The organism is Halomonas sp. KX33721, assembly GCF_001596805.1.
Classification (GTDB): Bacteria; Pseudomonadota; Gammaproteobacteria; order Pseudomonadales; family Halomonadaceae; genus Vreelandella; species Vreelandella aquamarina.
Genome location: NZ_LVIA01000009.1, coordinates 39,800 through 61,093, shown reverse-complemented (window position 1 = coordinate 61,093; position 21,294 = coordinate 39,800). Strand labels below are relative to the sequence as shown.

Genomic DNA, 21,294 nt, shown 5'->3' with positions numbered 1-21,294 from the left:
GGGCGGCCTCCTGTTTCATGGGTCAGCCGCTTTTGCGGCTAACGAGTGTTCATCCGCCCCAGGAATCGCTGGGGGCAGTTACGTTAATGAGACGGTAGGTTAGGCAGTAACTCGCGAAGCGTCTCGGCCAACGCTGCCTGGGCCACCTGCTGCTGCTCGCGGTCATCGCGCAGAAACTTCAGTGTGGCGGTTTGGTTGGCGAGCTCATCCTCACCCAGCAGAATTGCCACCGGCGCGGCGCTCTTATCCGCCTTCTTCATCCGGCTTTTGAAGCTTCCGCCGCCGCAGTGTAGCTGTAAGCGTAGAGATGGCAGCGCGCTTCGCAGCTGCTCTGCTAGCATGAGTGCAGCAACAGTGGCGCTGTCATCCATGGGCACCAGATAGACATCGCATCCGCCCATGGCATCCGCTGGTACCAAATTCAGAGTTTCCAGCAGCAGTACTAAGCGCTCAATACCCATGGCAAAGCCCACCGCGGGCGTGGGCTTACCACCGAGCTGCTCGACCAGACCATCGTAGCGGCCGCCAGCACACACGGTGCCCTGGCTACCTAGAGCTGTGGTGGTCCACTCAAATACGGTGCGGCAGTAGTAGTCCAGGCCGCGCACCAAGCGCGGGTTGACTACGTACGGAATGCCGGCAGCATCCAGCATCGCTTTGAGCTGCTCGAAATGCGCGCGGGACTCGTCGTCCAGATGATCCATCAACTGCGGGGCCGCGTTGAGCATCTCGGCCATATCAGGATTTTTAGAATCCAGAATGCGCAGCGGGTTGCTGGTTAAACGCCGCTTGGAGTCTTCATCCAAAACGTCCTGGTGCTGCTCAAAGTAGGCCACCAGTTTGTCTCGGTAGGCCGCCCGCGCTTCGGCGGAACCCAGGGAGTTAAGCTCTAGGGTGACGTGCTCCATCAAGCCAAGCTCTTGCCATAGCCGTGCCGAGAGCAGTATGACTTCGGCATCGATATCCGGGCCTTCAAAGCCGTAGGTCTCTACGCCGACCTGATGGAACTGGCGATAACGCCCTTTCTGAGGCCGTTCGTGGCGGAACATCGGCCCTTGGTACCAAAGCCGCTGGGTTTGGTTATGCAGCAAGCCGTGTTCCATTGCCGCCCGCACGCAGCTGGCGGTGCCTTCAGGGCGCAGCGTCAGGCTGTCACCGTTGCGGTCGTCGAAGGTGTACATCTCTTTCTCGACGATATCGGTGACTTCGCCAATCGAGCGGGCAAACAGCGCGGTTTGCTCCACGATTGGCGTACGAATTTCATCGAAGCCGTAGCGGTGCATCAATTGGCGTACTTTGCCCTCAAAAAATTGCCAGCGAGGGCTGTCGCTGGGCAATAGGTCGTTCATACCACGGATGGCTTGAATCTTTTTAGCGGCGGACTTGCTCAATGAAAACTCCTTTTAGGGGCGGCAGCGCAGGAGGCGGGAGGTACACCACCTCTGCCAGCGAGGTAGGCGTTAAACGCTGCGCGCAATCGTATTCTCTTGCTGCTGCTCTTTTTGGCGCACTTTATCGCGGATCAGCTTTTCCAGATCGTCCACCAGATGATCGTTGCGCAGCTTACTCGCCGGTTTGCCATCGATGTAGACCAAGTTGGCGGGTGAGCCGCCGGTTAGGCCGATATCGGTCTCTTTAGCTTCGCCGGGGCCGTTGACCACACAGCCAATCACCGAGACATCCAGCGGCGTCATCACATCTTCCAGGCGCTCTTCAAGCTGGTTCATGGTGCTGATGACGTCAAAGTTCTGTCGCGAGCAGCTGGGGCAGGCGATGAAGTTAATGCCCTTGGCGCGCAGCTTCAGGCTCTTGAGCATGTCGAACCCGACCTTGATCTCTTCCACCGGGTCGGCAGCCAGCGAGACGCGGATGGTGTCGCCGATACCGTCCATCAACAGCATGCCTAGGCCAATGGAGGACTTCACTGTGCCCGAACGCAGGCCGCCTGCTTCGGTGATACCCAGGTGCAGCGGCTGCTCGATGCGGGTGGCAAGGTCGCGATAAGCGGCCACCGCCATAAACACATCAGACGCTTTCACGCTGACTTTAAACTCCTGGAAATCGAGGCGGTCCAGGTGGTCAATATGGCGCATGGCAGACTCAACCAGCGCGGCGGGCGTAGGCTCGCCGTACTTCTTTTGCAGATCTTTTTCCAGCGACCCGGCGTTCACCCCGATACGGATTGGAATGCCGTAATCGCGGGCGGCGCTTACCACAGCGCGTACGCGATCTTCCCGGCCAATATTGCCGGGATTGATGCGCAGACAGTCAACGCCTAGCTCAGCGACGCGCAGGGCGATTTTGTAATCGAAATGAATGTCGGCAACGAGGGGGATGGCTACGCGCTGCTTGATTTTGCCGAAGGCTTCAGCGGCGTCCATATCCGGCACGGAGACGCGTACGATATCTGCTCCGGCTTTTTCCAACTGCTGGATCTGGCCGACGGTGGCGTCCACATCCAGGGTATTGGTGTTGGTCATGCTCTGTACGGAAATCGGCGCATCGCCGCCCACGGCCACATTGCCAACATGAATTTGGCGTGACAGACGGCGTTTAATCGGAGAAGGGGCGTGCATAAGACGAGTCACTCTCCCAGGGTAAAGCGGGCAACGTTATTGGTACCGGCGCGCTCGGCAAGGTTGACGAGCTCACCTTGGTAGCGCAGTTCTACACCGGTGGCGTTGCCGACGGTTAAACGAAAAGGCGGTTCGCCCTCAACGCTCGCGGTGGTGCCGGGGGTTTGTAGACCGACAAACACACGCTGGTTGTTGGCATCGAAAATCTCTGTCCAGGACTGCTCGTTAAACGTCAGCTCCAGCAAGTTGGGGTTAGCAGCGGGGGCGGCATTGGCCACCTCTTCAGCAGGTGCCTCAGCTACATCGGTCGCTGCGTCGGCGTCAACCGCCGGGGCCGCAGGTTCGTCGCTAGCGGCAGCGGTTGGCTCATCGTTGTCAGCAGCGGGCGCACTGCTATCGCTAATATCGCTGTCGGCGGGCTCGCCGCTGACCACATCGTTAGTCAACTCCTCCGTTGCGGCGGGCTCATCAGGTGTGACCACCGGAGTAGGCTCTGGAGCTGGCTCGGGTTCGCTGATGGGCGCTTCGTTCTCTTCCATAGCGGGTGAGGCGCCGATGCTCGGCGGCTCGCTGCCACCTCTGCTTTGCCACCAAGCAACCGTCACGGCAATCAGCCCGGCAATCACCAGCAGAGTGACTAACTTAAAGAGCCATGCGCCTACTTTGGATGGCGGCTTAGTCACGGTAACCGGGGCCACCTTGCGTTCGGCATCACGGGTGCCGTGGCGAACCTGGTAAGCTTCAAGCACCACACGTTCGTCCATGCCTAAATATTTGGCATAGGCGCGCAAGTAGCCGCGACGATACGCAGCGACGGGAATCTCTTCGTAATTATCGCGCTCTAGGCCATCCACCACAGCAGGGCGCAGGTTCAGTGCTCGGGCGGCATCCGTCAGCGGGACGCCCAGCGATTCGCGTTGACGAGAAAGCAACTCACCGGGGGTTGCTGTGCTGTGGGCCGTAGTAACACTATCTTGTAACTGTGTGTCGCTCATAGCTGAGCATCCTTCAATAATGTGGTGATCAGGGCGGCAATCAGTTGTTTAGCAAGCGCTGGTAGTCGGCAGCCGCGGCGTCGTCACCGCGGGCGAGGGCGACATCAATCGCCAGTTCCAGTGCCGCTGGGTCTGGGCCGGCTAACTGCAGATAGTTCTGCAGCGGTGCCCAGGCCTGATCATAATTGCCCTGTGAAACTTCCAGTTCGGCTAACATTAAATACCCGCGTGGGTTGCGCGGGTCGATACTTTGCGCGCGTTGCAAACGTTCGCGCGCTTTATCAAATTCATCTATTGCCAAATAGCACTGCCCCAGGTTGGTAAATAGCTGGGCACGATTGGCGTACTGGGCATCCTGAGATGCTATTTCTAACTGTTCGCAGGCCTGTGAAAACTGTGCCTGCTGATACAAAAAACGCGGCGTAGTTGTTACGCGCGCGAGTAAACGAGGGCGCTGCATTCAACGCCTGCTGGAAGTAGCGGTTGGCTAGATCACTCTCTCCCTGCTGTTGATAGACCAGCGCGAGCGCCTGAAGTGCCTCAGGGTGGCGCGGGTCCAGTTCAAGAGCACGATCAAGGGCATTCAACGCGCGGGGCAGGTTATCACGCTCTAGGTAGGCGACGCCAAGCTGGGTGTAGGCTTCTGCCGCGTCGGGGTTGGCGTCGTCACTGATCCCTTGGCCAGAGGTGGCGCAGCCCGCCAGCAGCAGGCTGCCAGCAAGCACGGACAGCATGGGCATCCTAAAAAGGGTAATGCGCCTGCGGTGACCGATCATCTACGCCCTCTTAAGTCGAAACTATTGAGCCAGTGCTGCAAGGTGGATGCTTTGTAAGCACCCGGCAAAAGCGTGTCCATCAAAGCGCTGTGTCAGGTGGATGTCAAGACAGCAGCGATTAGTCAGCGTCAAGCTGAACGGACTGAATATAGCGTGCGCTACGCTTGGTACGGTCTTTTACGCGGCCCACTAGCTGACCACAGGCGGCATCAATATCGTCGCCACGGGTCATGCGCACGGTAGCGTTGTACTCTAAGTCGTACAGCCACTGTTGAAAGCGCATCACTTGGTTACGCGATGGCTTCTCGTAACCTGAGTTCGGGAAAGGGTTAAACGGAATCAGGTTGATTTTACACGGCAGCTCTTTGAGCAAAGCGGCCAGTTGTTCGGCGTGCTCTTGCTGATCGTTGACGTCTTTGATCAGCGTGTACTCAATCGTGACCTGACGGTTATCTGGGCACTTGGCCAGATAACGGTGGCAGGCATCCAGCAGCGCACGAATATTGTACTTACGGTTGATCGGTACTAGCTCGTTGCGCAGCTCATCGGTGGAGGCGTGCAGCGAGATAGCAAGGCTCACATCTATCTCATCGCCCAGCTTGTCAATCATCGGTACAACACCCGATGTGGAGAGCGTGACGCGGCGCTTGGAGAGCCCATAACCGTTATCGTCGAGCATCAGCTTCATGGCGGGCACGACGTTATCGAAATTGAGCAGCGGTTCGCCCATACCCATCATGACCACGTTGGTCACCGGGCGATTGGCGGTATCACGGCGCGGGCCAACACTGCGTTGGGCAACCCACACCTGGCCGATAATCTCGGCGGCGGTTAAGTTACGCTGGAAGCCCTGTTTACCGGTAGAGCAGAAGCTACAGTCCAGCGAACAACCCACTTGGGAAGAGACACACAGCGTGCGCCGCTTACCGTTTTCAGCGGGAATCAGCACCGTTTCTACGTAGCTGCCATCCTCAACCTCTAACACCCATTTACGGGTACCGTCGCTGGAAGTGCCTTCGTAGACAACGCCCGGGCCGCGAATTTCAGCGACTTGGGAGAGCTTGTCGCGCAGCGGTTTCGACAGGTTGGTCATCGCCGTGAAGTCGTCGATGCCTTCCTGGTGAATCCACTTCATTACCTGAGTGGCGCGGAATTTCTTTTCGCCAATTGATAAAAAGAAAGCTTCCATCTGCTCGCGGGAAAGCCCCAGCAGGTTCTGGCGTGCCGGTGCCGCTTGTTGAGCAGTCGCGCTGTCAGGAGTCGTGTTGGGGGCAGGCGTATGTTGAGCTACGGTGGTGGTCATGGCGGTCAGCGTTCAGAAAGAGGCGGGGGCAAAGCCCCCGCGAAAATGGCCGGCAACGAAGGTTGAAACGGCGGCGCTTGGTTTAGCGCGGGCAGATTTCGTCGTTACCGAAGAAGTAGCTAATTTCGCGCTCAGCGCTTTCCGGAGAATCAGAGCCATGGACAGCGTTGGCGTCGATTGTTTCCGCAAAGTCAGCGCGAATGGTGCCCGGAGCGGCTTCTTTCGGGTTGGTAGCACCCATCAGCTCACGGTTTTTAGCGATGGCGCCTTCGCCTTCCAGCACTTGTACCACTACCGGGCCAGAGGTCATGAAGCCAACTAGGTCTTTGAAGAAGGGACGCTCTTTGTGCTCGGCGTAGAAGCCACCAGCCTTCTCTTCGGAGAGGTGCATCATTTTAGCGGCAACGACCTTCAGGCCCGCTTTTTCAAAGCGTGCAATGATCTCGCCAATGGCATTTTTAGCAACGGCATCGGGCTTGATGATGGAAAGAGTACGTTCAGTCGCCATGCAGAAATCTCCTTAAAAGGGATAAAGCAGAAATTGCCGCCCCGGAAAGCCGGGGCGGCGCAGGAAAAAAGTGGTCGGCTAGGGCCGTATGTTGCGTCGGCTGCCGAGTGGCCGCGATTATAGCGCCTCCCGGTGGGGATGAATACCGGTGATATACGCAACAGCCACGGCGGATAGCTTAGACTGTGAAGCTTTCACCGCAGCCGCACTGATCTTTTACATTGGGGTTGTTGAAGCGGAAAAAGCGATTCAAGCCTTCGTTGACGTAATCCACTTCGCTGCCGTCTAGCATCTCGACGGCATCAGGAGCCACGTAGACGCTTGCGCCGTGATCTTCGAAACGCACATCGTCATCCCGTGCTTCATCGGCAAAATCAAGCACATAGCTGTAGCCAGAACAGCCGCTGGGTTTAACGGATACCCGCAGGCCTAGCCCCTGGCCGCGCTCGTCGAGCACACGCTGAATTTGTTCAGCTGCAGCGGGCGTAATGTTTAGTGTTGCCATGAAGCGTTCTCCTTTAAGAAGTCGTTAGCAGTGCGTCAGGAGAGCGTCAGCCGCCTAACGTGCGGTCGCACGTAAGCCGCTCACCGCGTGGCGCAGTAGGGTTAATGCGTGGTCGATATCGGCCTCTTGGGTAAAGCGCCCAAAGCTAATACGCAGCGATGAGAGCGCGAACCGACGGGGCGTACCAATGCCCAATAGTACATAAGACGGGTCAACGCTTGCCGAGTTGCAGGCAGAGCCGGTAGACACGGCTACATCCCGTAGCGCCATCAGCAGTGCCTCGCCATCCACGCCTTCAAACGCCAAGTTCAAGATGTTGGGAACGGCGTTCTCCAGTGGGGAGTTGGGGATGATGCCTTCCAGGTTTGATAAGCCGCTTAGAAAGCGTTCGCGTAGCGCCGCAATATGGGCCTGATCCGCGTCCTGCTGCTGTTGCATGACGTTAAACGCTTCACCCATCCCGGCAATCTGATGAGTCGGCAGCGTGCCGGAGCGCATGCCGCGCTCGTGGCCGCCACCATGAATGAGTGCCTCGACGCGAATATCTGGGTGGCGTTTCACATACAGAGCGCCGACCCCTTTAGGCCCGTAGGCTTTGTGGCCTGATAGCGACATCAAATCAATATGCTGAGCGACCACGTCGAGCGGAATACGCCCCACCGCCTGGGCGGCATCGGTGTGGAACGCCGCCCCGAACTCATGGGTGACTTCCGCTAGGGCGGCAATATCATGAATGCTGCCTAGCTCATTATTCACCGCCATTAGCGATACCAGTGCCGTGTCGTCGCGCATGGCGGCACGCAGTTGCTCAGGGGTGATGCGTCCATCGCGCCCTGGGGTTAGCCAGGTGATCTCGAAGCCTTCGCTCTCCAGTGCCTTGGCGGTGTCTACCACCGCTTTATGCTCAATGCTGGAGGTGACAAGGTGCATGCCACGTTCGCGGTTAGCACGCATAAAGCCAATCAGCGCTAGGTTATTGGCTTCGGTGGCGCCACTGGTCCAGACGATTTCACGCGGGTCAGCGCCGATCATATCGGCCACTTGGCGGCGCGCCTGTTCCACCACCTGCTCGGCCTGCCAGCCCAGCATATGGCTGCGGGAAGCGGGGTTGGCGAACAGCTGGTCTACCGTGAGGTAGCGCTGCATCACCTCAGCCACACGACCATCGACCGGCGTCGTGGCGGCATAATCGAGATAAATGGGCAGAGAGGGAGTGGAGGTCATCGTCATAGATTCCAGCGTGCAGTAAATACCTTCAGGGGGAAGACGCGAGGATGCCAGCATCGACCCGCTGTTTTTGCCGGGTAGCGATGCGGATCACATCAGGGCGCTGTATCAACTGCGCCAGCGTAATATCGTCGAGAAAACTGCGAATTTGCCCGGATAGCTCGCACCATAAATGGTGCGTTAAACAGGTATCGCCCTGCTGGCAGTCGGATAGCCCCTGGCAGCGGGTCGCGTCGACGGTTTCGTTGACTGCATCAATCACCAGAGAGACGCTGATCTCCTCGGGTGCTTTGGCCAGTAGGTAACCGCCACCCGGCCCGCGCACGCTGCTAACTAGCCCCGCCCGGCGCAGCCTTGCGAAGAGTTGCTCCAGGTAAGAGAGCGAGATCTCCTGTCGCAGGGAGATATCTCCCAGGCTGGTAGGGCCGCTGGGGGCGTTAAGCGCCAAATCCAGCATGGCCGTAACGGCGTAACGGCCTTTTGTCGTCAAGCGCATAGCAGGTACCCCTCGTCGCTGAGCTTTCAGCGCGCTGGCAGCAAATGTTGCGCCATTATGGAAATCCTGAGTGCTTTGGTCAACTATTGCGCGTGGTGCTGCTTTCCGGTGATGGGCTGCTGCGTTCCTGGGCAGTATGACCAAGGCCAGGGCAGCCGGTATCGTTTTCATCCAGAATATCGGCAAAGTCCTCATCTCGCAGAGCCGGTAACTGACCATCGCGGTAGTTGGCGTCGAGCTTGCGAAGCGTTGAGCACATGCGCTCGATACGCTCGTCCACGGCGTGCATATGATCGAGCATGGCCTGCATCGAGCGCGCCACCGGGTCGGGCATGTCTTGGCTGACGCCATAGGCATCGAAACCAAACTTCTGGCAGATGGCTTCCCGGCGGGTCGGGTCGATATCCAGCGCCTCTTCCATATCCGGGTCGGCGCGTTTGACGATTTTGCCGGGGATGCCGACCACCGTTGCTCCCGCTGGCACCTCTTTTGTAACTACCGCGTTAGAGCCAATTTTGGCACCTGCGCCCACGGTAAACGGCCCCAGTATCTTGGCGCCGGCACCAACAATCACACCATCTTCCAGCGTAGGGTGACGTTTGCCTTTGTTCCAACTGGTGCCGCCTAGCGTCACGCCTTGGTAGAGCGTGACGTTATCGCCCACCTGTGCGGTTTCACCAATCACCACGCCCATGCCATGGTCGATAAAAAAGCGCCGCCCAATGGTTGCGCCTGGGTGGATTTCAATGCCGGTGAGCCAGCGGGAGAAGGTCGATAGCGTCCGTGCCAGCCACTTAAAGTTCTTTTTCCACAGCCAGTGGCCGCAGCGGTGTAGCAGTAGGGCGTGTAGGCCGGGATAGTTGGTCAGCACCTCAAGAAAATTACGTGCCGCCGGGTCGCGGTCAAATACGCTATTGATGTCTTCACGCAGGCGTTGAAACATGGGTGATCCTTGGGCGTTAAGGGAGGCAGCAGCAATACAGTATTGGAATATGGTGAGTGCAAAGCGGCAGTCGAAAAGGCGATGTTGGGGCGCGTTGTTGTAACTTCAAGTTTAGTCCATTGCCGCTTTGCTGGCGCCTCTTGTGATTAGTACGCCGTTATGTGCTACGCGGATGTGTTGGCGTTCTCTTGATTCACACTACCGGTTCCACTCTTTTTAGCGGATTTTTCAGTCGCCGAGAGGATGCCGCGCAGAATGTTCATCTCCATCTTTTCAGGCCGTGCCCGTAAATAGAGGCGGCGCAGGCGTGCCATCAATTGGCGTGGCTGTGCGGGGTCATGAAACTCGATGGCGATTAACGCCCGCTCTAAGTGCTCGAAGTAGCGCTCAAGCTCTTCGTGGGTTGCTAGCTCGTCATTATCATCGGCAGCAGTTGGGGCATCTGCCTGGCTTAGCCACGCCATGCGACACTCGTAGGCCACCACTTGAACCGCCGCGGCAAGGTTGAGCGAGCTAAAATCAGCGTTGGTCGGAATATGCACATGGGCATGGCAGCGCTGCAGCTCGGCGTTGGTTAAGCCGCTGTCTTCACGGCCAAACACCAGCGCCACACGGGCATTTTCTGGCTGGCATTCGCCGGGTAGGCGCTCGGCAAGTTCCCGAGGCGATATCATCGGCCAGGGCAGCGTGCGCGAGCGGGCGCTGGCGCCAACGGCCAGCGTGCAATCGGCCACGGCGTCTTCAAGTGTGGCGTGCATCGTAGCTTGGTGAAGTAGATGGTCGGCACCTGAGGCGCGAGAAATACTGTCTTGAGTGATGACGTCGCAGCGAGGGGCGACCAGGGCTAAATCAGCTAAGCCCATGTTGTGCATGGCGCGTGCCACGCCGCCAATATTGCCAGGGTGACTGGTGCCAATTAAAACAATTCGGATGCGCTCAAGCATAGTAGGCCCGGTTCATGTGCGTAAAACGCGCAGTTTAGCATGAGTCGATGGCATGCCCGAGGGGCCTCTGTTAGAATTGCCCGCCAAAAGGCGTATTGCGCCTGAATCGTTCTTTAACATCACTGTGACAAGGCCCGATCATGAATCCGATGGTCCAATTTACGCTGCGCGCCGCGCGTGGCGCTGTTGAACACTTTTTACGCGTTCGCGAACGTATCGAAAACGCCCATGAAGAATTTAACCTCGACCGCTTGCTGGAAGACACAGCGCGTAAAGCCGAGGCGACCATCATTCAACAACTGCAGCGCGGCTACCCTCTGCACGGCTTCTCTGGCCGCTATACGCCCTATAAAGCGGGTGAAGGCGAAGGTGAAGATACCGTATGGAAAATTGAACCGCTGCACGGCTACTCCAACTTAGCGGTAGCAGGTAAGGGCTTTGCACTCTCAGTGGTGTGTCTCGTTAAAGGTCGCCCCGAACACGCGGTGGTGATCTCTCCCTTTGGTGATGACGAATATATCGCCAGTCGCGGCCGCGGCGCTCAGCACAACGATAAGCGCATGCGGGTTAGCAAACCAACCGCTATTCCTGCCACACGCATGGCGATGAGCCTGCCAGAAACCTGGCTGCGCCCGAGTCATCTGCCTGCTTACTTAACCATTACCCAGCAGCTTGCGCCGCAGGTAGAAACCCTGGTAGCGACCGGCAGCGGCCTGCTGGATATGTGCGAGCTGGCCGCAGGACGTGTAGACAGCGTCTTCGTACTGGGCCTAGAAGAGCAGGATATGCAGGTAGGTACGCTGCTGCTAAAAGAAGCGGGCGCGCTGATGGGCACTCCGGACGGCAAGCCGACCGTGAATGCTGAAAGCCAGCTAATGGCCGCTGGCCCGCGCCTCTACAAAGCGCTGATTAAGCAGCTGGCGCCGCACTTTTAATCACTGGCGGCGCGGTCGCGCTGCGTAGTGAGTAGTGAGTGGTGAGTAGTCACTAAAATGGTAGTAAAAAGGCCCTGCCGGGTAATCCCGGCAGGGCCTTTTCGTTGGCTGCTTTTGCGTGCTTACGGCAGCTCTTCCTCCTCTTCATCCACTTCTTTCTTGGTGGGAATCAGGTCTTCCCGAGAGAGTTTCAGCGGAATCAACAGGGCACCGGAGATATAGATAGACGAGAACGTACCCACCACGATACCCACCAGCAGGGCAATCGCGAAGTTCTCGATCATATCGCCACCGAGCAGCAGCAGCGCTAGCAGTACCAGCACGGTTGTGCCTGAGGTGGCTAATGTGCGCGACAACGTAGCGTTAATCGCCTCGTTGAAAATCTGCGGCATATCGTCGATACGCGAGGTGCGGATCGTCTCGCGGATGCGGTCATACACGACGATGGTGTCGTTCAGCGAGTAGCCGATGACCGCCAGAATGGCTGCCAGCACCGTTAGGTCGAAGTCGAGCTGGAACAGCGCGAACACGCCTACCACGATGATCACGTCGTGCAGCAGGGCTAGCAGGGCACCAAGGGCGAACTTGTACTGGAAGCGGAAAGCTACGTAAAGCATCACCACGCCCAGCGCGACGAGCAGGCCTAAGCCGCTCTGGTCACGCAGCTGGTCGCCGACCTGGGCGCCCACGAACTCGGCGCGCACTAAGTTGACACTATCGCCATTGGCACGCAGCAGATTGACAACCTCGTTACCCACGTCGCCATCAAACGCTTGCTGCAGGCGAATCAATACTTCTGTTGAAGCGCCAAAGGTTTGTACCGAGACATCTTGGAAACCGCTGTCTTCCAGCAGTTGGCGAATGGCATCCAGTGAAGGTGCCACGCCGTAGCGCACTTCTACCAGGGTGCCGCCGGTAAAGTCCAGGCCCAGGTTGAGCTGCTGAAACAAAATGGCGCCAATAGAGACAATCAGCATCACGGCCGAGACGATAAACGCAAGGTTGCGCCGTCCCATAAAGTCGATGCGCAGTTGTGATAGGGGTTTCATTACCACCTCTTAAATTCTGTGCTGAGCGCGTGTTGAGATCCCATTAAAATTAGATCCACAGCTTTTTGACGGGCTTGCCACCATAGGTCAGGTTGACCATGGCGCGCGTCACCAGCAGCGCAGTGAACATTGACGTCAGAATGCCGATAGAGAGCGTGACGGCAAAGCCCTTCACCGGGCCGGTGCCAATCGAGAACAGAATCACCGCCACCAGCAGCGTGGTGATGTTGGCATCCACAATCGAGGTGAACGCCCGCTCATAACCCGCGTAAATGGCTTGCTGAATCGACATGCCGTTGCGCAGTTCTTCGCGTATCCGCTCAAAGATAAGCACGTTGGCGTCCACCGCCATGCCCAGCGTCAACACGATACCGGCAATACCGGGTAGCGTGAGCGTGGCGCCCAGCATCGACATCACGGCGACTAGCAGCGTGAGGTTGAGCGCCAGGGCGATGTTGGCAAAAACACCGAATACCTTGTAGCGCACCAGCATAAACAGCACGACTAGTAGCAGGCCGATCTGCACCGATAGCAAGCCGCGCTCGATGTTTTCAGCGCCTAGGCTTGGTCCAATGGTGCGTTCTTGTACGAAGTAAATCGGCGCGGCGAGCGAGCCGGAACGCAGTAGCAGGGCAAGCTCGGCGGCTTCAGTGGGGGAATCAAGGCCGGTGATGCGGAAGCTGTTACCCAACGCACTTTGAATCGTCGCCAAGCTGATCAGGCCGCGCTCGGTATACGGTTCGCGAACAATGGTCTCTTCGCCCGTTTCCGGATCGACTTCGATGCGGTCTTCGCTCTTATGCTCGATAAACAGCACCGCCATATTGCGCCCAATGTTGGTGCGCGTGGCGCGGTTCATCAGCGTACCGCCGGTGCCGTCCAGGTTGATGTTGACCTGAGGGCGGCCGTTTTCATCGAAGCTGTTGCTGGCGCTGGAAACGCTGTCACCGGTGATGATCACATCCCGCATCAGCTCTGCCGAACGAGAAGGATCGTTACGAAACTCGAAGCGTTCGGTTTCGGCATCCGGCGTATCGTTGCGCGCTTCTAGACGAAACTCGAGGTTGGCCGTCGCGCCCACGATCCGCTTGGCGGCCACGGTGTCCTGTACGCCGGGTAGCTCGACCACGATTTGGCTCGGCCCTTGGCGCTGTACCATGGGCTCGGCCACGCCTAGCTCGTTCACGCGGTTGCGCAGCGTGGTCAAGTTCTGGTTGATCGCGTAATCCTGAATTTCGTTGACCGTGACATCGCTCAGCGTCATGACCAGGCTCGAAGCGCGGCCATCCCCTTCGCTGGTGTATTCGAAGTTGGGGAAGTCGCGACTGATCAAACGGCGGGCGGCGTCGCGGTCTTCGCTGCTGGCGAAGTCGATCGACAGCGAGCGGTCGTCGATGGTGGTGTTGCGGTAGCGAATACGCTCGCTGCGCAGCAGTTCGCGGATGGCGCTGGCGTTCACCTCAAGGCGCTGGGCCAGCGCGGCGTCCATATCCACTTCCAGTAGGAAGTGAACGCCACCGCGTAAATCAAGGCCCAGCGTCATCGGGGAAGCAGAAAAAGCTTGCAGCCAGCCAGGTGTCGCATCGGCAAGGTTGAGCGCCACGGTCGCATTGGGGCCAAGCACCTCGGCGGCAATATCCCGCGCGTCGAGCTGGTCATCGTCGCTTTGCAGACGAATCAGCCATTGACCATTGTTCTCTTCAACGGCTTTGACGGCGATATCTCGCTCGCTGAGCGCTTCTTCAACGCGGGTAATTTGCCGTTCATCCAGGGCGTTGCCTTGGGCATCGCTAACCTGAATAGCGGGATCTGCGGGGAATAGATTGGGAAGCGAGTAGATAAGGCCAGCCACCAGGACGACCAGTATCAGCAGATACTTCCACAGGGGGTAACGGTTGAGCATGCAAGCCCTGCCTTCAATTACAAACGGAATCGCTGTGCACAGACAGGCTGGGCACAGCAACGTTCACCATCGACGCTACCATGTCACCCCTGCCGGGGTGGCTGGCACTGGGTCGGCAGGGGGGGGGAGTGCAAGCGTTAGATGGACTTAATGGTGCCTTTAGGCAGTACGGCAGCCACGGCGTTCTTCTGCACGTTGACTTCGGTACCTTCAGAGACTTCCAGAGTCAGGAACTCGTCGCTGACTTTGGTCACGCGGCCAACCAAACCGCCGCCGATCACGACTTCATCGCCCTTGGCGAGGCCGGAGACCAGCTGTTTGTGCTGCTTGGCGCGCTTGGCTTGCGGGCGCCACAGCAGGAAGTAGAAAATCAGTACGAAGCCGACCAGCATGACGATTTGCGCGATGCCACCGCCAGCAGCGGCTTCTTGGGCATGGGCTGGTGAGATGAAGAAATCCAGCATTGCAGGGAACTCCTGGGTTAGAACACTCAATGGGTGAACGGATTAAGCCACTCGCCTCAGCCAGTGGCTTTTATTGTTTAGGTGTCAGATTCTGCAAGGGGAGGCACCGGGAGGCCGCGCCTTGCGTAGAAGCTTTCCACAAAGGTCGTCAATGTACCCGCTTCGATTGCCGCGCGCAAATCAGCCATCACACGCTGGTAGTAGCGTAAGTTATGGATGGTATTGAGCATGGAACCCAGCATTTCATTGCAGCGATCAAGGTGGTGCAGATAGCCACGAGAGAAATTCTGGCAGGTATGGCAATCACACTCTTCATCCAGCGGGCGTGTGTCAAAACGGTGCTTGGCGTTACGGATTTTAACAGTGCCATCTGACGTGAACAGGTGGCCGTTGCGAGCGTTGCGCGTGGGCATCACGCAGTCAAACATATCCACACCGCGGCGTACGCCCTCAACGAGGTCTTCCGGCTTGCCCACACCCATCAGGTAGCGCGGGGTGTCGTCCGGCATCCAGGTGGGCAGGTAATCGAGGACTTTGATCATCTCCTCTTTGGGTTCGCCCACCGAGAGGCCACCGATGGCGAGACCGTCGAAACCAATCTCAAGTAGCCCCTTGAGCGAGCGCTCACGCAGCTCAGGGTGCATGCCGCCCTGGATAATGCCGAACAGTGCCGAGGGCGAATCGCCATGGGCATCGCGAGAGCGCTTGGCCCAGCGTAGCGACAGCTCCATGGATTTTTCGGCTTCTTCGAACGTGGCCGGGTAGGGCGTGCACTCGTCAAAGATCATCACCACGTCAGAGCCCAGCGAGCGCTGAACCGCCATGGACTCTTCCGGCCCCATGAACACTTTGCTGCCATCCACCGGCGAGCGGAAATGCACGCCCTGCTCGGTGATTTTGCGCATTTCACCCAGCGAGAACACCTGGAAGCCGCCGGAGTCGGTCAGGATCGGTTTATCCCACTGGGCGAAGTCGTGGAGGTCGCCGTGGGCTTCGATCACATCGGTGCCGGGGCGCAGCCAGAGATGAAAGGTGTTGCCCAGGATGATCTCGGCGCCGATCTCTTTGACCGACTCGGGTGTCATGCCTTTTACCGTGCCGTAGGTGCCGACCGGCATGAACGCAGGGGTTTCCACCGTGCCGCGGGGGAAGTGCAAACGGCCACGACGCGCGCGGCCATCCTCGGCTAGGCGCTCAAAGCGCATAAAGCATTCGTTTCGCATCACAATAACTCGTTAATCAATCGGTAAGCGCGGCGGTTAGCGGGTCAGCAGCATGGCGTCGCCATAGCTAAAGAAGGCGTAGCGCTCTTCTACTGCCGTACGGTAGGCCTGCATGATGTGCTCATACCCCGCGAACGCCGATACCAGCATCAATAGGGTGGATTCGGGCAGGTGGAAGTTAGTGATTAGCGCATCCACACAGCGCCATTCATAGCCGGGGTAGATGAAGATGTCGGTATCGCCACTGAACGGCGCTATCTGGCCATCGCTACTTTTCATGCAAGCGCTCTCCAGGCAGCGAACGCTCGTCGTTCCCACGGCGATCACGCGTTTACCGGCGGCTTGCGTCTCGCGAATCTGTTGGCAGGTCGCGTCGGTCACCTCGATCCACTCGCTGTGCATGTGGTGTTCGAGGATGTTGTCCACCCGCACCGGCTGGAAGGTGCCCGCACCAACGTGCAGCGTCACGAAAGCACTGTTGATGCCTTTTTCGGCTAGGGCGTCCAGCAGCGGCTGGTCGAAGTGAAGGCCAGCGGTAGGTGCCGCAACGGCACCATCGCGGCGGGCGTAGACGGTTTGGTAGCGCTCGCGGTCGCTCAGCTCGTCTTCCCGGGTGATATAGGGCGGCAGCGGCATATGGCCGTGCTTTTCCAGCAGCGCGATCATTGGCGTGTCGCCTAAAAAGCGCAGCTCGAATAGGGCGTCGCGGCGGCCTTCTACGATGGCGTGAACATCGCCTTCGAAAATCAGCTCGGTGCCGGGTTTCGGCGATTTACTGGAGCGGATATGCGCCAAGCCACGGTGGGCATCCAGCGGGCGCTCAAGCAGCATCTCCACCTTGCCGCCGCTGGCCTTGTGACCATGCAGGCGCGCCGGAATCACGCGGGTGTCGTTAAACACCAGCAGGTCGCCCGGTTCCAAAAGCTCGAGCAAATCAGGGAAGCGGCGATGTTCCAACGCACCGCTCTGGCCATCCACGCACAGCAAACGGCAGTCGCTACGCTGCTCAGAAGGGTAACGAGCAATTAACTCGTCGGGTAGTTCGTAATGAAAATCGGAGCGTTGCATGGAGAAGGAGACATTTCGCTAGGAGAGTGAAGAGAGCCGAGCATTATACCCGGAAAAAAAGTCCATACAGGATACTCGACTACTTGTTTGAAGTCAGGCGTATCACTCATAGGTTTATATTGAGGTGGTGGAAAAGGGGTAAATCCGACAGATTTCTTTGATTAATCGAGAGGCTGCGAGCGATAGGGGGCGATGCTGACGCACGATGAGGTGTGATTCGGCCTCGATAAACACCTGATGGGCGATAGGTAGCGCTACAAGCTGGCTCCGTGCAAGTTCATGTTTGAGTGCCACCGCCGGCATAAAAGTTACTGCGTGCCCAGCGCTTACGTACTGTTTGAGGGTTGCTAGCGAGTTGCTGACTAGGCTTGGTGTGAAGTGGCGTTTATCGATTATTTCCACGGTGTCGACTAATTGACGCAGACCGTATCCCTTGGATATTAACCCCAGTGGATATTGGAGAATATCGTCCAGTGAGAGGGGGGAGGGCAGCTGATTCAGGGGGTGGTCAGGGTGCATTACTGCGCATACCGGTTGGCGAGCCGAGGCTATTGATTGAACACCCGGTAAAAGGCGTGGAGAGTAGGCCAGCCCTATATGCGCATCACCTTCCATAACCCGCGTGACGACCTGGTTTACGCTCGCGTGGGTCACTTCAAAGTGCAGTTTTGGGTGTTGCTGGGAAAAATGATTGACCACTTCGCTCATAAGCGTGGCGCTGTAGCCCTCGCTAATTGCTAATCGAAGCGATCCTCGGCTGAGGTTGTCGAGCTCGGAAAAATCACTGAGCAGTGCAGATTCAGCGGCTTGGCGCTCTCGATGAAAATCAAGCAGTAACTCCCCCGCTTCTGTAGCGCGTACACCTCGCCCATGTCGTTCCAACAGCCTTACCCCCAGCTCCGCTTCCAGGCGTGCGATTTGACGGCTGATAACGGAGGCTTCGATATCCAGTTTGTCCGCCGCGCGACGAATAGAACCCTGCGTCATCGCCTCAAAGGCGTAGCGCATTCGACGCGAATTAAACCCTTCATTATTCAACGGTGCGTGAGATGACATGCCAAATACCGGTGGTTGGGAAGCAGTGTTGCTCAAAGGGCAACAGTTTCATAATGCATCGGTCATTGCTTGTCTGTCTATGCCACGCCTAGAGTGAAAAATATGTGACTGCTGCACTGCGTCATATACTTAAGTCTAGGAGAAGGGATGAAAATTCTGATCGCGGGTTTTCAGCATGAAACCAATACTTTCGCGCCTACCAAAGCTGTCTACGAGAGTTTTGTTCAAGGGGGAGGTTTTCCCGCGCTATGTCGGGATGAAGCTTTACTTGAGCTCGAAAAGGTAAATATACCGATTGGTGGATTTATCACGGCAGCCATAGCCGAGGGGCATCAATTGTTACCCGTGATATGGGCCGCAGCAAGCCCTTCGGCGCATGTCACTAAAGATGCTTTTGAGCGTATTGCCGGTGAAATAACCCTCGCTGCTTCGTCTGATACTTTTGATGCTATTTATCTCGACCTACACGGCGCAATGGTTTGCGAACATCTCGCTGATGGCGAGGGTGAACTGTTGGCTAGACTGCATGAGATCGTGGGCAGTGAACTACCGATAGTGGCTAGTCTTGACCTGCACGCCAATGTTACCCAGCGCATGCTTGAAGCGGCATCTGGCTTAGTGGCCTTCCGCACTTATCCACATGTGGATATGGCTGAAACGGGCGCCCGCACCATGGCGCTGCTCAAACGCATCTTCGATGGCGAGACGTTACATCTCTCGTCGCGGCGCATTCCTTTCCTTATTCCTATTTCCGCTGGCAGTACCTTTCTTGAACCAGCTCAGAGTGTCTATCACGGGCTTAGCGAACATGACCAGCGCAGTAACGGCGTGTGTTCATTCGCTGCTGGCTTTCCCGCAGCGGACTTTGCTGAATGCGGCCCAGTCGTTTGGGGGTATGGGGCCGACCGTGAGCGGCTAGAGGCTGACGTAGCGCGGCTTGCTGACGAGATCGTCACTCTTGAAGCGCGCTGGCAAGTCCCTTTCCTGACGCCTAAAGAGGCCGTTGCTGAAGCAATGCGGCTTGCTAATGGTGAAAACCGACCAGTGGTTATTGCTGATACCCAGGACAACCCGGGTGCCGGGGGCGATGCAACCACCACCGGTATGTTGCGTGCGCTGGTGGAAGCGGATGCCCAAGACGCCGCCTTAGGGTTGATTTGTGACCCGGCGGCGGCTGCAAAAGCACATGCCGTGGGTGAGGGGGCACGGATTTTGCTTGCGTTGGGTGGAGAACCAAGTGTTGGCGATGCACCACTGGAAGCCGAGTTCGAGGTGGTGCGCCTGAGCGATGGCCGCTGTCGTTTCGACGGCCCAATGATGCACGGCAATCAGGTCGATCTTGGGCCCAGTGCCCAGTTGAGAGTAGGCGGCGTGGCGATCTTAGTGACCAGTCGTAAGAGCCAACTACTAGATCGCAACCTGCTGCGCATGGTGGGTATTGAGCCTGAGGTAAAGAAGATTTTAGTGCTCAAAAGCTCGGTACATTTTCGTGCCGATTTTCAGCCGATCGCCGCGGCTATTTTGATCGCCAAATCGCCTGGCCCAATGGCGGCTGACCCCGGCGAGCTGCCTTGGCGGTACCTGGCGCCGGGTATCCGAACTCGTCCCATGGGAGAGCCTTTTGTTCCTCCTGATGAGGCTTCGCAATCTAATTTGGTTGGCCACTCAGAGTAGTTCTATCACCAAGAAAAAAGAGGTATCACGATGCAATCTACAGTAGTGATTAAATCGTCTCCTGGCATGGTTCGGAGCCTGCTTAGTGCGACGCTGCTCAGTTTTGGTGCAATGTCATTTGTTGCCGAGACTCAGGCGCAAACCGTCAACGCAGTTATGCATTCAGGGGTGCGGATCATTGATCCAATCCTAACCACGGCGCATATCACCCGTAATCACGGTTATATGGTGTTCGATACCCTGCTCGGCATGAATGAAGAGTTCCAGCCACAGCCTCAGATGGCTGATTGGGAAATCTCTGATGACGGCTTGGTATATACCTTCACGCTGCGCGACGGACTTACCTGGCACGATGGCGAGGCGGTCACCGCTGCCGACTGTGTTGCCTCTCTTGAGCGCTGGGCAAAACGCGACTCCGGTGGTTTGATGTTGATGAACCATGTCGAATCGCTTGAAGCCAGCGACGAACGCACCATCACCCTGACCTTATCTTCGCCGTTTAGCTATGTACTCGAGCTGCTTGCCAAACCTTCCTCTGTTCCCGCATTCATGATGCCCGAGCGTCTGGCGAGCACAAGTCCTGAAGAGGCAATTCCTGAGCAGATCGGTTCTGGCCCTTTCCGTTTTATGGCTGACGAGTTCCAACCCGGTAATCGGGTTGTATATACCAAGTTCGAGGAGTACGTGCCCCGTGATGAGCCGCCAAGTTGGACGGCGGGCGGCAAGGTGGTCAATGTTGACCGCGTCGAGTGGATCACCATGCCCGACCAACAAACGGCTATTAACGCCTTGGGCAGTGGAGATATCGACTTCATCGAACAGGTGCCGCTTGATCTGGCGCCGCTGCTTGAAACCAATGACGACCTAATCCTTGAGACACTCAGCGAGATGGGCAGCCAGACCATGGGGCGGATGAACTTCCTCTACCCACCCTTTGATGATGTGCGTATTCGTCAGGCGGCGATGCTGGCGATGAATCAAGAGGATGTGCTTGCGGCCTTGGTTGGCAATGCTGATTACTACGAAGCATGTGGCTCTTTCTTTGGTTGCACGACGCCGTTAGGCAGTGATGCTGGCACCGATACCTGGATGGCCACTGGCGATCTTGATCGGGCTCGCGAGCTACTGGAAGAGGCGGGTTATGACGGCACCCCGGTAGTCATGCTACAGCCTACTGATGTGGCAACGGTCTCTCCCCAGCCGGTGGTGGCTGCTCAAGCACTGCGTCAGGCCGGTTTTAATGTCGAAATGCAGCCGATGGACTGGCAGACGCTGGTGACGCGACGTGCCAGCCAGAATGATCCAGCGGATGGAGGTTGGAACATGTTCTTCACCAACTGGATTATCCCGGAAGTGTGGAATCCTATCGTCAACCCGATGCTCAACGCCCAAGGGCGAGAGGGTAGTTTCTTCGGCTGGCCCAAGGATGAAGAGCTGGAAGCCATGCGCCTGGATTTCGCCATGGCTGAGAGTGACGAAGAGCGAGAGCGTATTGCAGAGGCGATACAAGTCCATGCGCTTGAACAGGTTATCTATGTGCCTCTAGGCGATTATCGCTCGGTCTCCTCCTGGTCCAACCAGCTCGACGGTGTGCTCAAAGGGCCTGTGCCCGTGTTCTGGAATCTGACTAAGAGCGAATAAGGTTTTGC

The 21,294-nt window shown here is 57.4% G+C and carries 19 protein-coding genes and 1 pseudogene; 3 read left to right on the top strand and 17 right to left on the bottom strand.

The genetic code is table 11. The features are described from left to right. Positions 1-83: 83 nt before the first annotated feature. The 11 genes and pseudogenes from hisS to trmJ form a co-directional block, all read right to left on the bottom strand. Entirely contained in the window at positions 84-1,391 is a 1,308-nt protein-coding gene (hisS, locus tag A3220_RS03495) for a histidine--tRNA ligase (protein WP_062373197.1), read from the bottom strand. A gap of 69 nt (positions 1,392-1,460) precedes the next feature. Continuing rightward, entirely contained in the window at positions 1,461-2,576 is a 1,116-nt protein-coding gene (ispG, locus tag A3220_RS03490; protein WP_062373194.1) for a flavodoxin-dependent (E)-4-hydroxy-3-methylbut-2-enyl-diphosphate synthase, read from the bottom strand. Between the two features lie 8 nt (positions 2,577-2,584). Continuing rightward, entirely contained in the window at positions 2,585-3,571 is a 987-nt protein-coding gene (locus A3220_RS03485) for a RodZ domain-containing protein (RefSeq protein WP_062373191.1), read from the bottom strand. A 40-nt stretch (positions 3,572-3,611) separates the two neighbouring features. Further along, a pseudogene (pilW, locus tag A3220_RS03480) lies at positions 3,612-4,347 on the bottom strand (type IV pilus biogenesis/stability protein PilW). A gap of 118 nt (positions 4,348-4,465) precedes the next feature. Further along, entirely contained in the window at positions 4,466-5,650 is a 1,185-nt protein-coding gene (rlmN, locus tag A3220_RS03475; RefSeq protein ID WP_044628925.1) for a 23S rRNA (adenine(2503)-C(2))-methyltransferase RlmN, read from the bottom strand. A gap of 82 nt (positions 5,651-5,732) precedes the next feature. Further along, complete coding sequence (gene ndk, locus A3220_RS03470) at positions 5,733-6,158, bottom strand: nucleoside-diphosphate kinase (RefSeq protein WP_044628924.1); 426 nt, start codon at positions 6,156-6,158, stop codon at positions 5,733-5,735. A 178-nt stretch (positions 6,159-6,336) separates the two neighbouring features. Continuing rightward, positions 6,337-6,663, bottom strand: a complete 327-nt coding sequence (locus A3220_RS03465) for an iron-sulfur cluster assembly accessory protein (protein ID WP_044628923.1) — start codon at positions 6,661-6,663, stop codon at positions 6,337-6,339. Between the two features lie 54 nt (positions 6,664-6,717). Then, positions 6,718-7,887: an aminotransferase class V-fold PLP-dependent enzyme gene (locus A3220_RS03460; protein WP_062373189.1), complete on the bottom strand. Its 1,170-nt coding sequence runs from the start codon at positions 7,885-7,887 to the stop codon at positions 6,718-6,720. 31 nt (positions 7,888-7,918) lie between these two features. Continuing rightward, positions 7,919-8,386: a Fe-S cluster assembly transcription factor gene (locus tag A3220_RS03455; RefSeq protein WP_044628921.1), complete on the bottom strand. Its 468-nt coding sequence runs from the start codon at positions 8,384-8,386 to the stop codon at positions 7,919-7,921. Between the two features lie 79 nt (positions 8,387-8,465). Next, positions 8,466-9,329 carry a serine O-acetyltransferase gene (cysE, locus tag A3220_RS03450; protein ID WP_054641570.1) on the bottom strand — a complete coding sequence of 288 codons (864 nt, stop codon included), beginning with the start codon at positions 9,327-9,329 and terminating at the stop codon, positions 8,466-8,468. Positions 9,330-9,493: 164 nt separating this feature from the next. Next, positions 9,494-10,273, bottom strand: coding sequence for a tRNA (cytosine(32)/uridine(32)-2'-O)-methyltransferase TrmJ (trmJ, locus tag A3220_RS03445; RefSeq protein WP_062373174.1), 780 nt, complete (start codon positions 10,271-10,273; stop codon positions 9,494-9,496). A 140-nt stretch (positions 10,274-10,413) separates the two neighbouring features. Between trmJ and A3220_RS03440 the strand changes: the two genes are divergently transcribed. After that, positions 10,414-11,208, top strand: a complete 795-nt coding sequence (locus A3220_RS03440) for an inositol monophosphatase family protein (protein ID WP_044628918.1) — start codon at positions 10,414-10,416, stop codon at positions 11,206-11,208. Positions 11,209-11,330: 122 nt separating this feature from the next. On the opposite strand, the gene secF is transcribed toward A3220_RS03440, so the two are convergent. The 6 genes from secF to A3220_RS03410 all read right to left on the bottom strand — a co-directional run bounded on the left by secF (position 11,331) and on the right by A3220_RS03410 (position 17,971). Next, positions 11,331-12,257: a protein translocase subunit SecF gene (gene secF / locus A3220_RS03435; protein ID WP_062359889.1), complete on the bottom strand. Its 927-nt coding sequence runs from the start codon at positions 12,255-12,257 to the stop codon at positions 11,331-11,333. 49 nt (positions 12,258-12,306) lie between these two features. Next, positions 12,307-14,160: a protein translocase subunit SecD gene (gene secD, locus A3220_RS03430; RefSeq protein WP_062373171.1), complete on the bottom strand. Its 1,854-nt coding sequence runs from the start codon at positions 14,158-14,160 to the stop codon at positions 12,307-12,309. Positions 14,161-14,297: 137 nt separating this feature from the next. Further along, the gene (gene yajC, locus A3220_RS03425) at positions 14,298-14,624 is read right to left on the bottom strand and encodes a preprotein translocase subunit YajC (RefSeq protein ID WP_044628915.1); all 327 of its coding nucleotides are present in this window, start codon (positions 14,622-14,624) and stop codon (positions 14,298-14,300) included. Between the two features lie 77 nt (positions 14,625-14,701). Continuing rightward, positions 14,702-15,847, bottom strand: coding sequence for a tRNA guanosine(34) transglycosylase Tgt (tgt, locus tag A3220_RS03420; RefSeq protein WP_062359885.1), 1,146 nt, complete (start codon positions 15,845-15,847; stop codon positions 14,702-14,704). A 36-nt stretch (positions 15,848-15,883) separates the two neighbouring features. Next, positions 15,884-16,915 carry a tRNA preQ1(34) S-adenosylmethionine ribosyltransferase-isomerase QueA gene (queA, locus tag A3220_RS03415; RefSeq protein WP_062373168.1) on the bottom strand — a complete coding sequence of 344 codons (1,032 nt, stop codon included), beginning with the start codon at positions 16,913-16,915 and terminating at the stop codon, positions 15,884-15,886. Between the two features lie 114 nt (positions 16,916-17,029). Then, complete coding sequence (locus tag A3220_RS03410) at positions 17,030-17,971, bottom strand: LysR family transcriptional regulator (protein WP_084812743.1); 942 nt, start codon at positions 17,969-17,971, stop codon at positions 17,030-17,032. A 147-nt stretch (positions 17,972-18,118) separates the two neighbouring features. Between A3220_RS03410 and A3220_RS03405 the strand changes: the two genes are divergently transcribed. Further along, positions 18,119-19,645 carry a M81 family metallopeptidase gene (locus tag A3220_RS03405; RefSeq protein ID WP_058579872.1) on the top strand — a complete coding sequence of 509 codons (1,527 nt, stop codon included), beginning with the start codon at positions 18,119-18,121 and terminating at the stop codon, positions 19,643-19,645. A 30-nt stretch (positions 19,646-19,675) separates the two neighbouring features. Beyond that, the gene (locus A3220_RS03400; RefSeq protein WP_058579873.1) at positions 19,676-21,286 is read left to right on the top strand and encodes an ABC transporter substrate-binding protein; all 1,611 of its coding nucleotides are present in this window, start codon (positions 19,676-19,678) and stop codon (positions 21,284-21,286) included. Positions 21,287-21,294 lie beyond the last annotated feature (8 nt).

Excerpts from the sequence above, each read along its gene's own strand:
- ispG (WP_062373194.1), bottom strand. The coding sequence starts at position 2,576 with ATGCACGCCCCTTCTCCGATTAAACGCCGTCTGTCACGCCAAATTCAT.
- A3220_RS03485 (WP_062373191.1), bottom strand. The coding sequence starts at position 3,571 with ATGAGCGACACACAGTTACAAGATAGTGTTACTACGGCCCACAGCACA.
- rlmN (WP_044628925.1), bottom strand. The coding sequence starts at position 5,650 with ATGACCACCACCGTAGCTCAACATACGCCTGCCCCCAACACGACTCCT.
- ndk (WP_044628924.1), bottom strand. The coding sequence starts at position 6,158 with ATGGCGACTGAACGTACTCTTTCCATCATCAAGCCCGATGCCGTTGCT.
- A3220_RS03465 (WP_044628923.1), bottom strand. The coding sequence starts at position 6,663 with ATGGCAACACTAAACATTACGCCCGCTGCAGCTGAACAAATTCAGCGT.
- A3220_RS03460 (WP_062373189.1), bottom strand. The coding sequence starts at position 7,887 with ATGACCTCCACTCCCTCTCTGCCCATTTATCTCGATTATGCCGCCACG.
- A3220_RS03455 (WP_044628921.1), bottom strand. The coding sequence starts at position 8,386 with ATGCGCTTGACGACAAAAGGCCGTTACGCCGTTACGGCCATGCTGGAT.
- cysE (WP_054641570.1), bottom strand. The coding sequence starts at position 9,329 with ATGTTTCAACGCCTGCGTGAAGACATCAATAGCGTATTTGACCGCGAC.
- trmJ (WP_062373174.1), bottom strand. The coding sequence starts at position 10,273 with ATGCTTGAGCGCATCCGAATTGTTTTAATTGGCACCAGTCACCCTGGC.
- A3220_RS03440 (WP_044628918.1), top strand. The coding sequence starts at position 10,414 with ATGAATCCGATGGTCCAATTTACGCTGCGCGCCGCGCGTGGCGCTGTT.
- secF (WP_062359889.1), bottom strand. The coding sequence starts at position 12,257 with ATGAAACCCCTATCACAACTGCGCATCGACTTTATGGGACGGCGCAAC.
- secD (WP_062373171.1), bottom strand. The coding sequence starts at position 14,160 with ATGCTCAACCGTTACCCCCTGTGGAAGTATCTGCTGATACTGGTCGTC.
- yajC (WP_044628915.1), bottom strand. The coding sequence starts at position 14,624 with ATGCTGGATTTCTTCATCTCACCAGCCCATGCCCAAGAAGCCGCTGCT.
- tgt (WP_062359885.1), bottom strand. The coding sequence starts at position 15,847 with ATGCGAAACGAATGCTTTATGCGCTTTGAGCGCCTAGCCGAGGATGGC.
- queA (WP_062373168.1), bottom strand. The coding sequence starts at position 16,915 with ATGCAACGCTCCGATTTTCATTACGAACTACCCGACGAGTTAATTGCT.
- A3220_RS03410 (WP_084812743.1), bottom strand. The coding sequence starts at position 17,971 with ATGTCATCTCACGCACCGTTGAATAATGAAGGGTTTAATTCGCGTCGA.
- A3220_RS03405 (WP_058579872.1), top strand. The coding sequence starts at position 18,119 with ATGAAAATTCTGATCGCGGGTTTTCAGCATGAAACCAATACTTTCGCG.
- A3220_RS03400 (WP_058579873.1), top strand. The coding sequence starts at position 19,676 with ATGCAATCTACAGTAGTGATTAAATCGTCTCCTGGCATGGTTCGGAGC.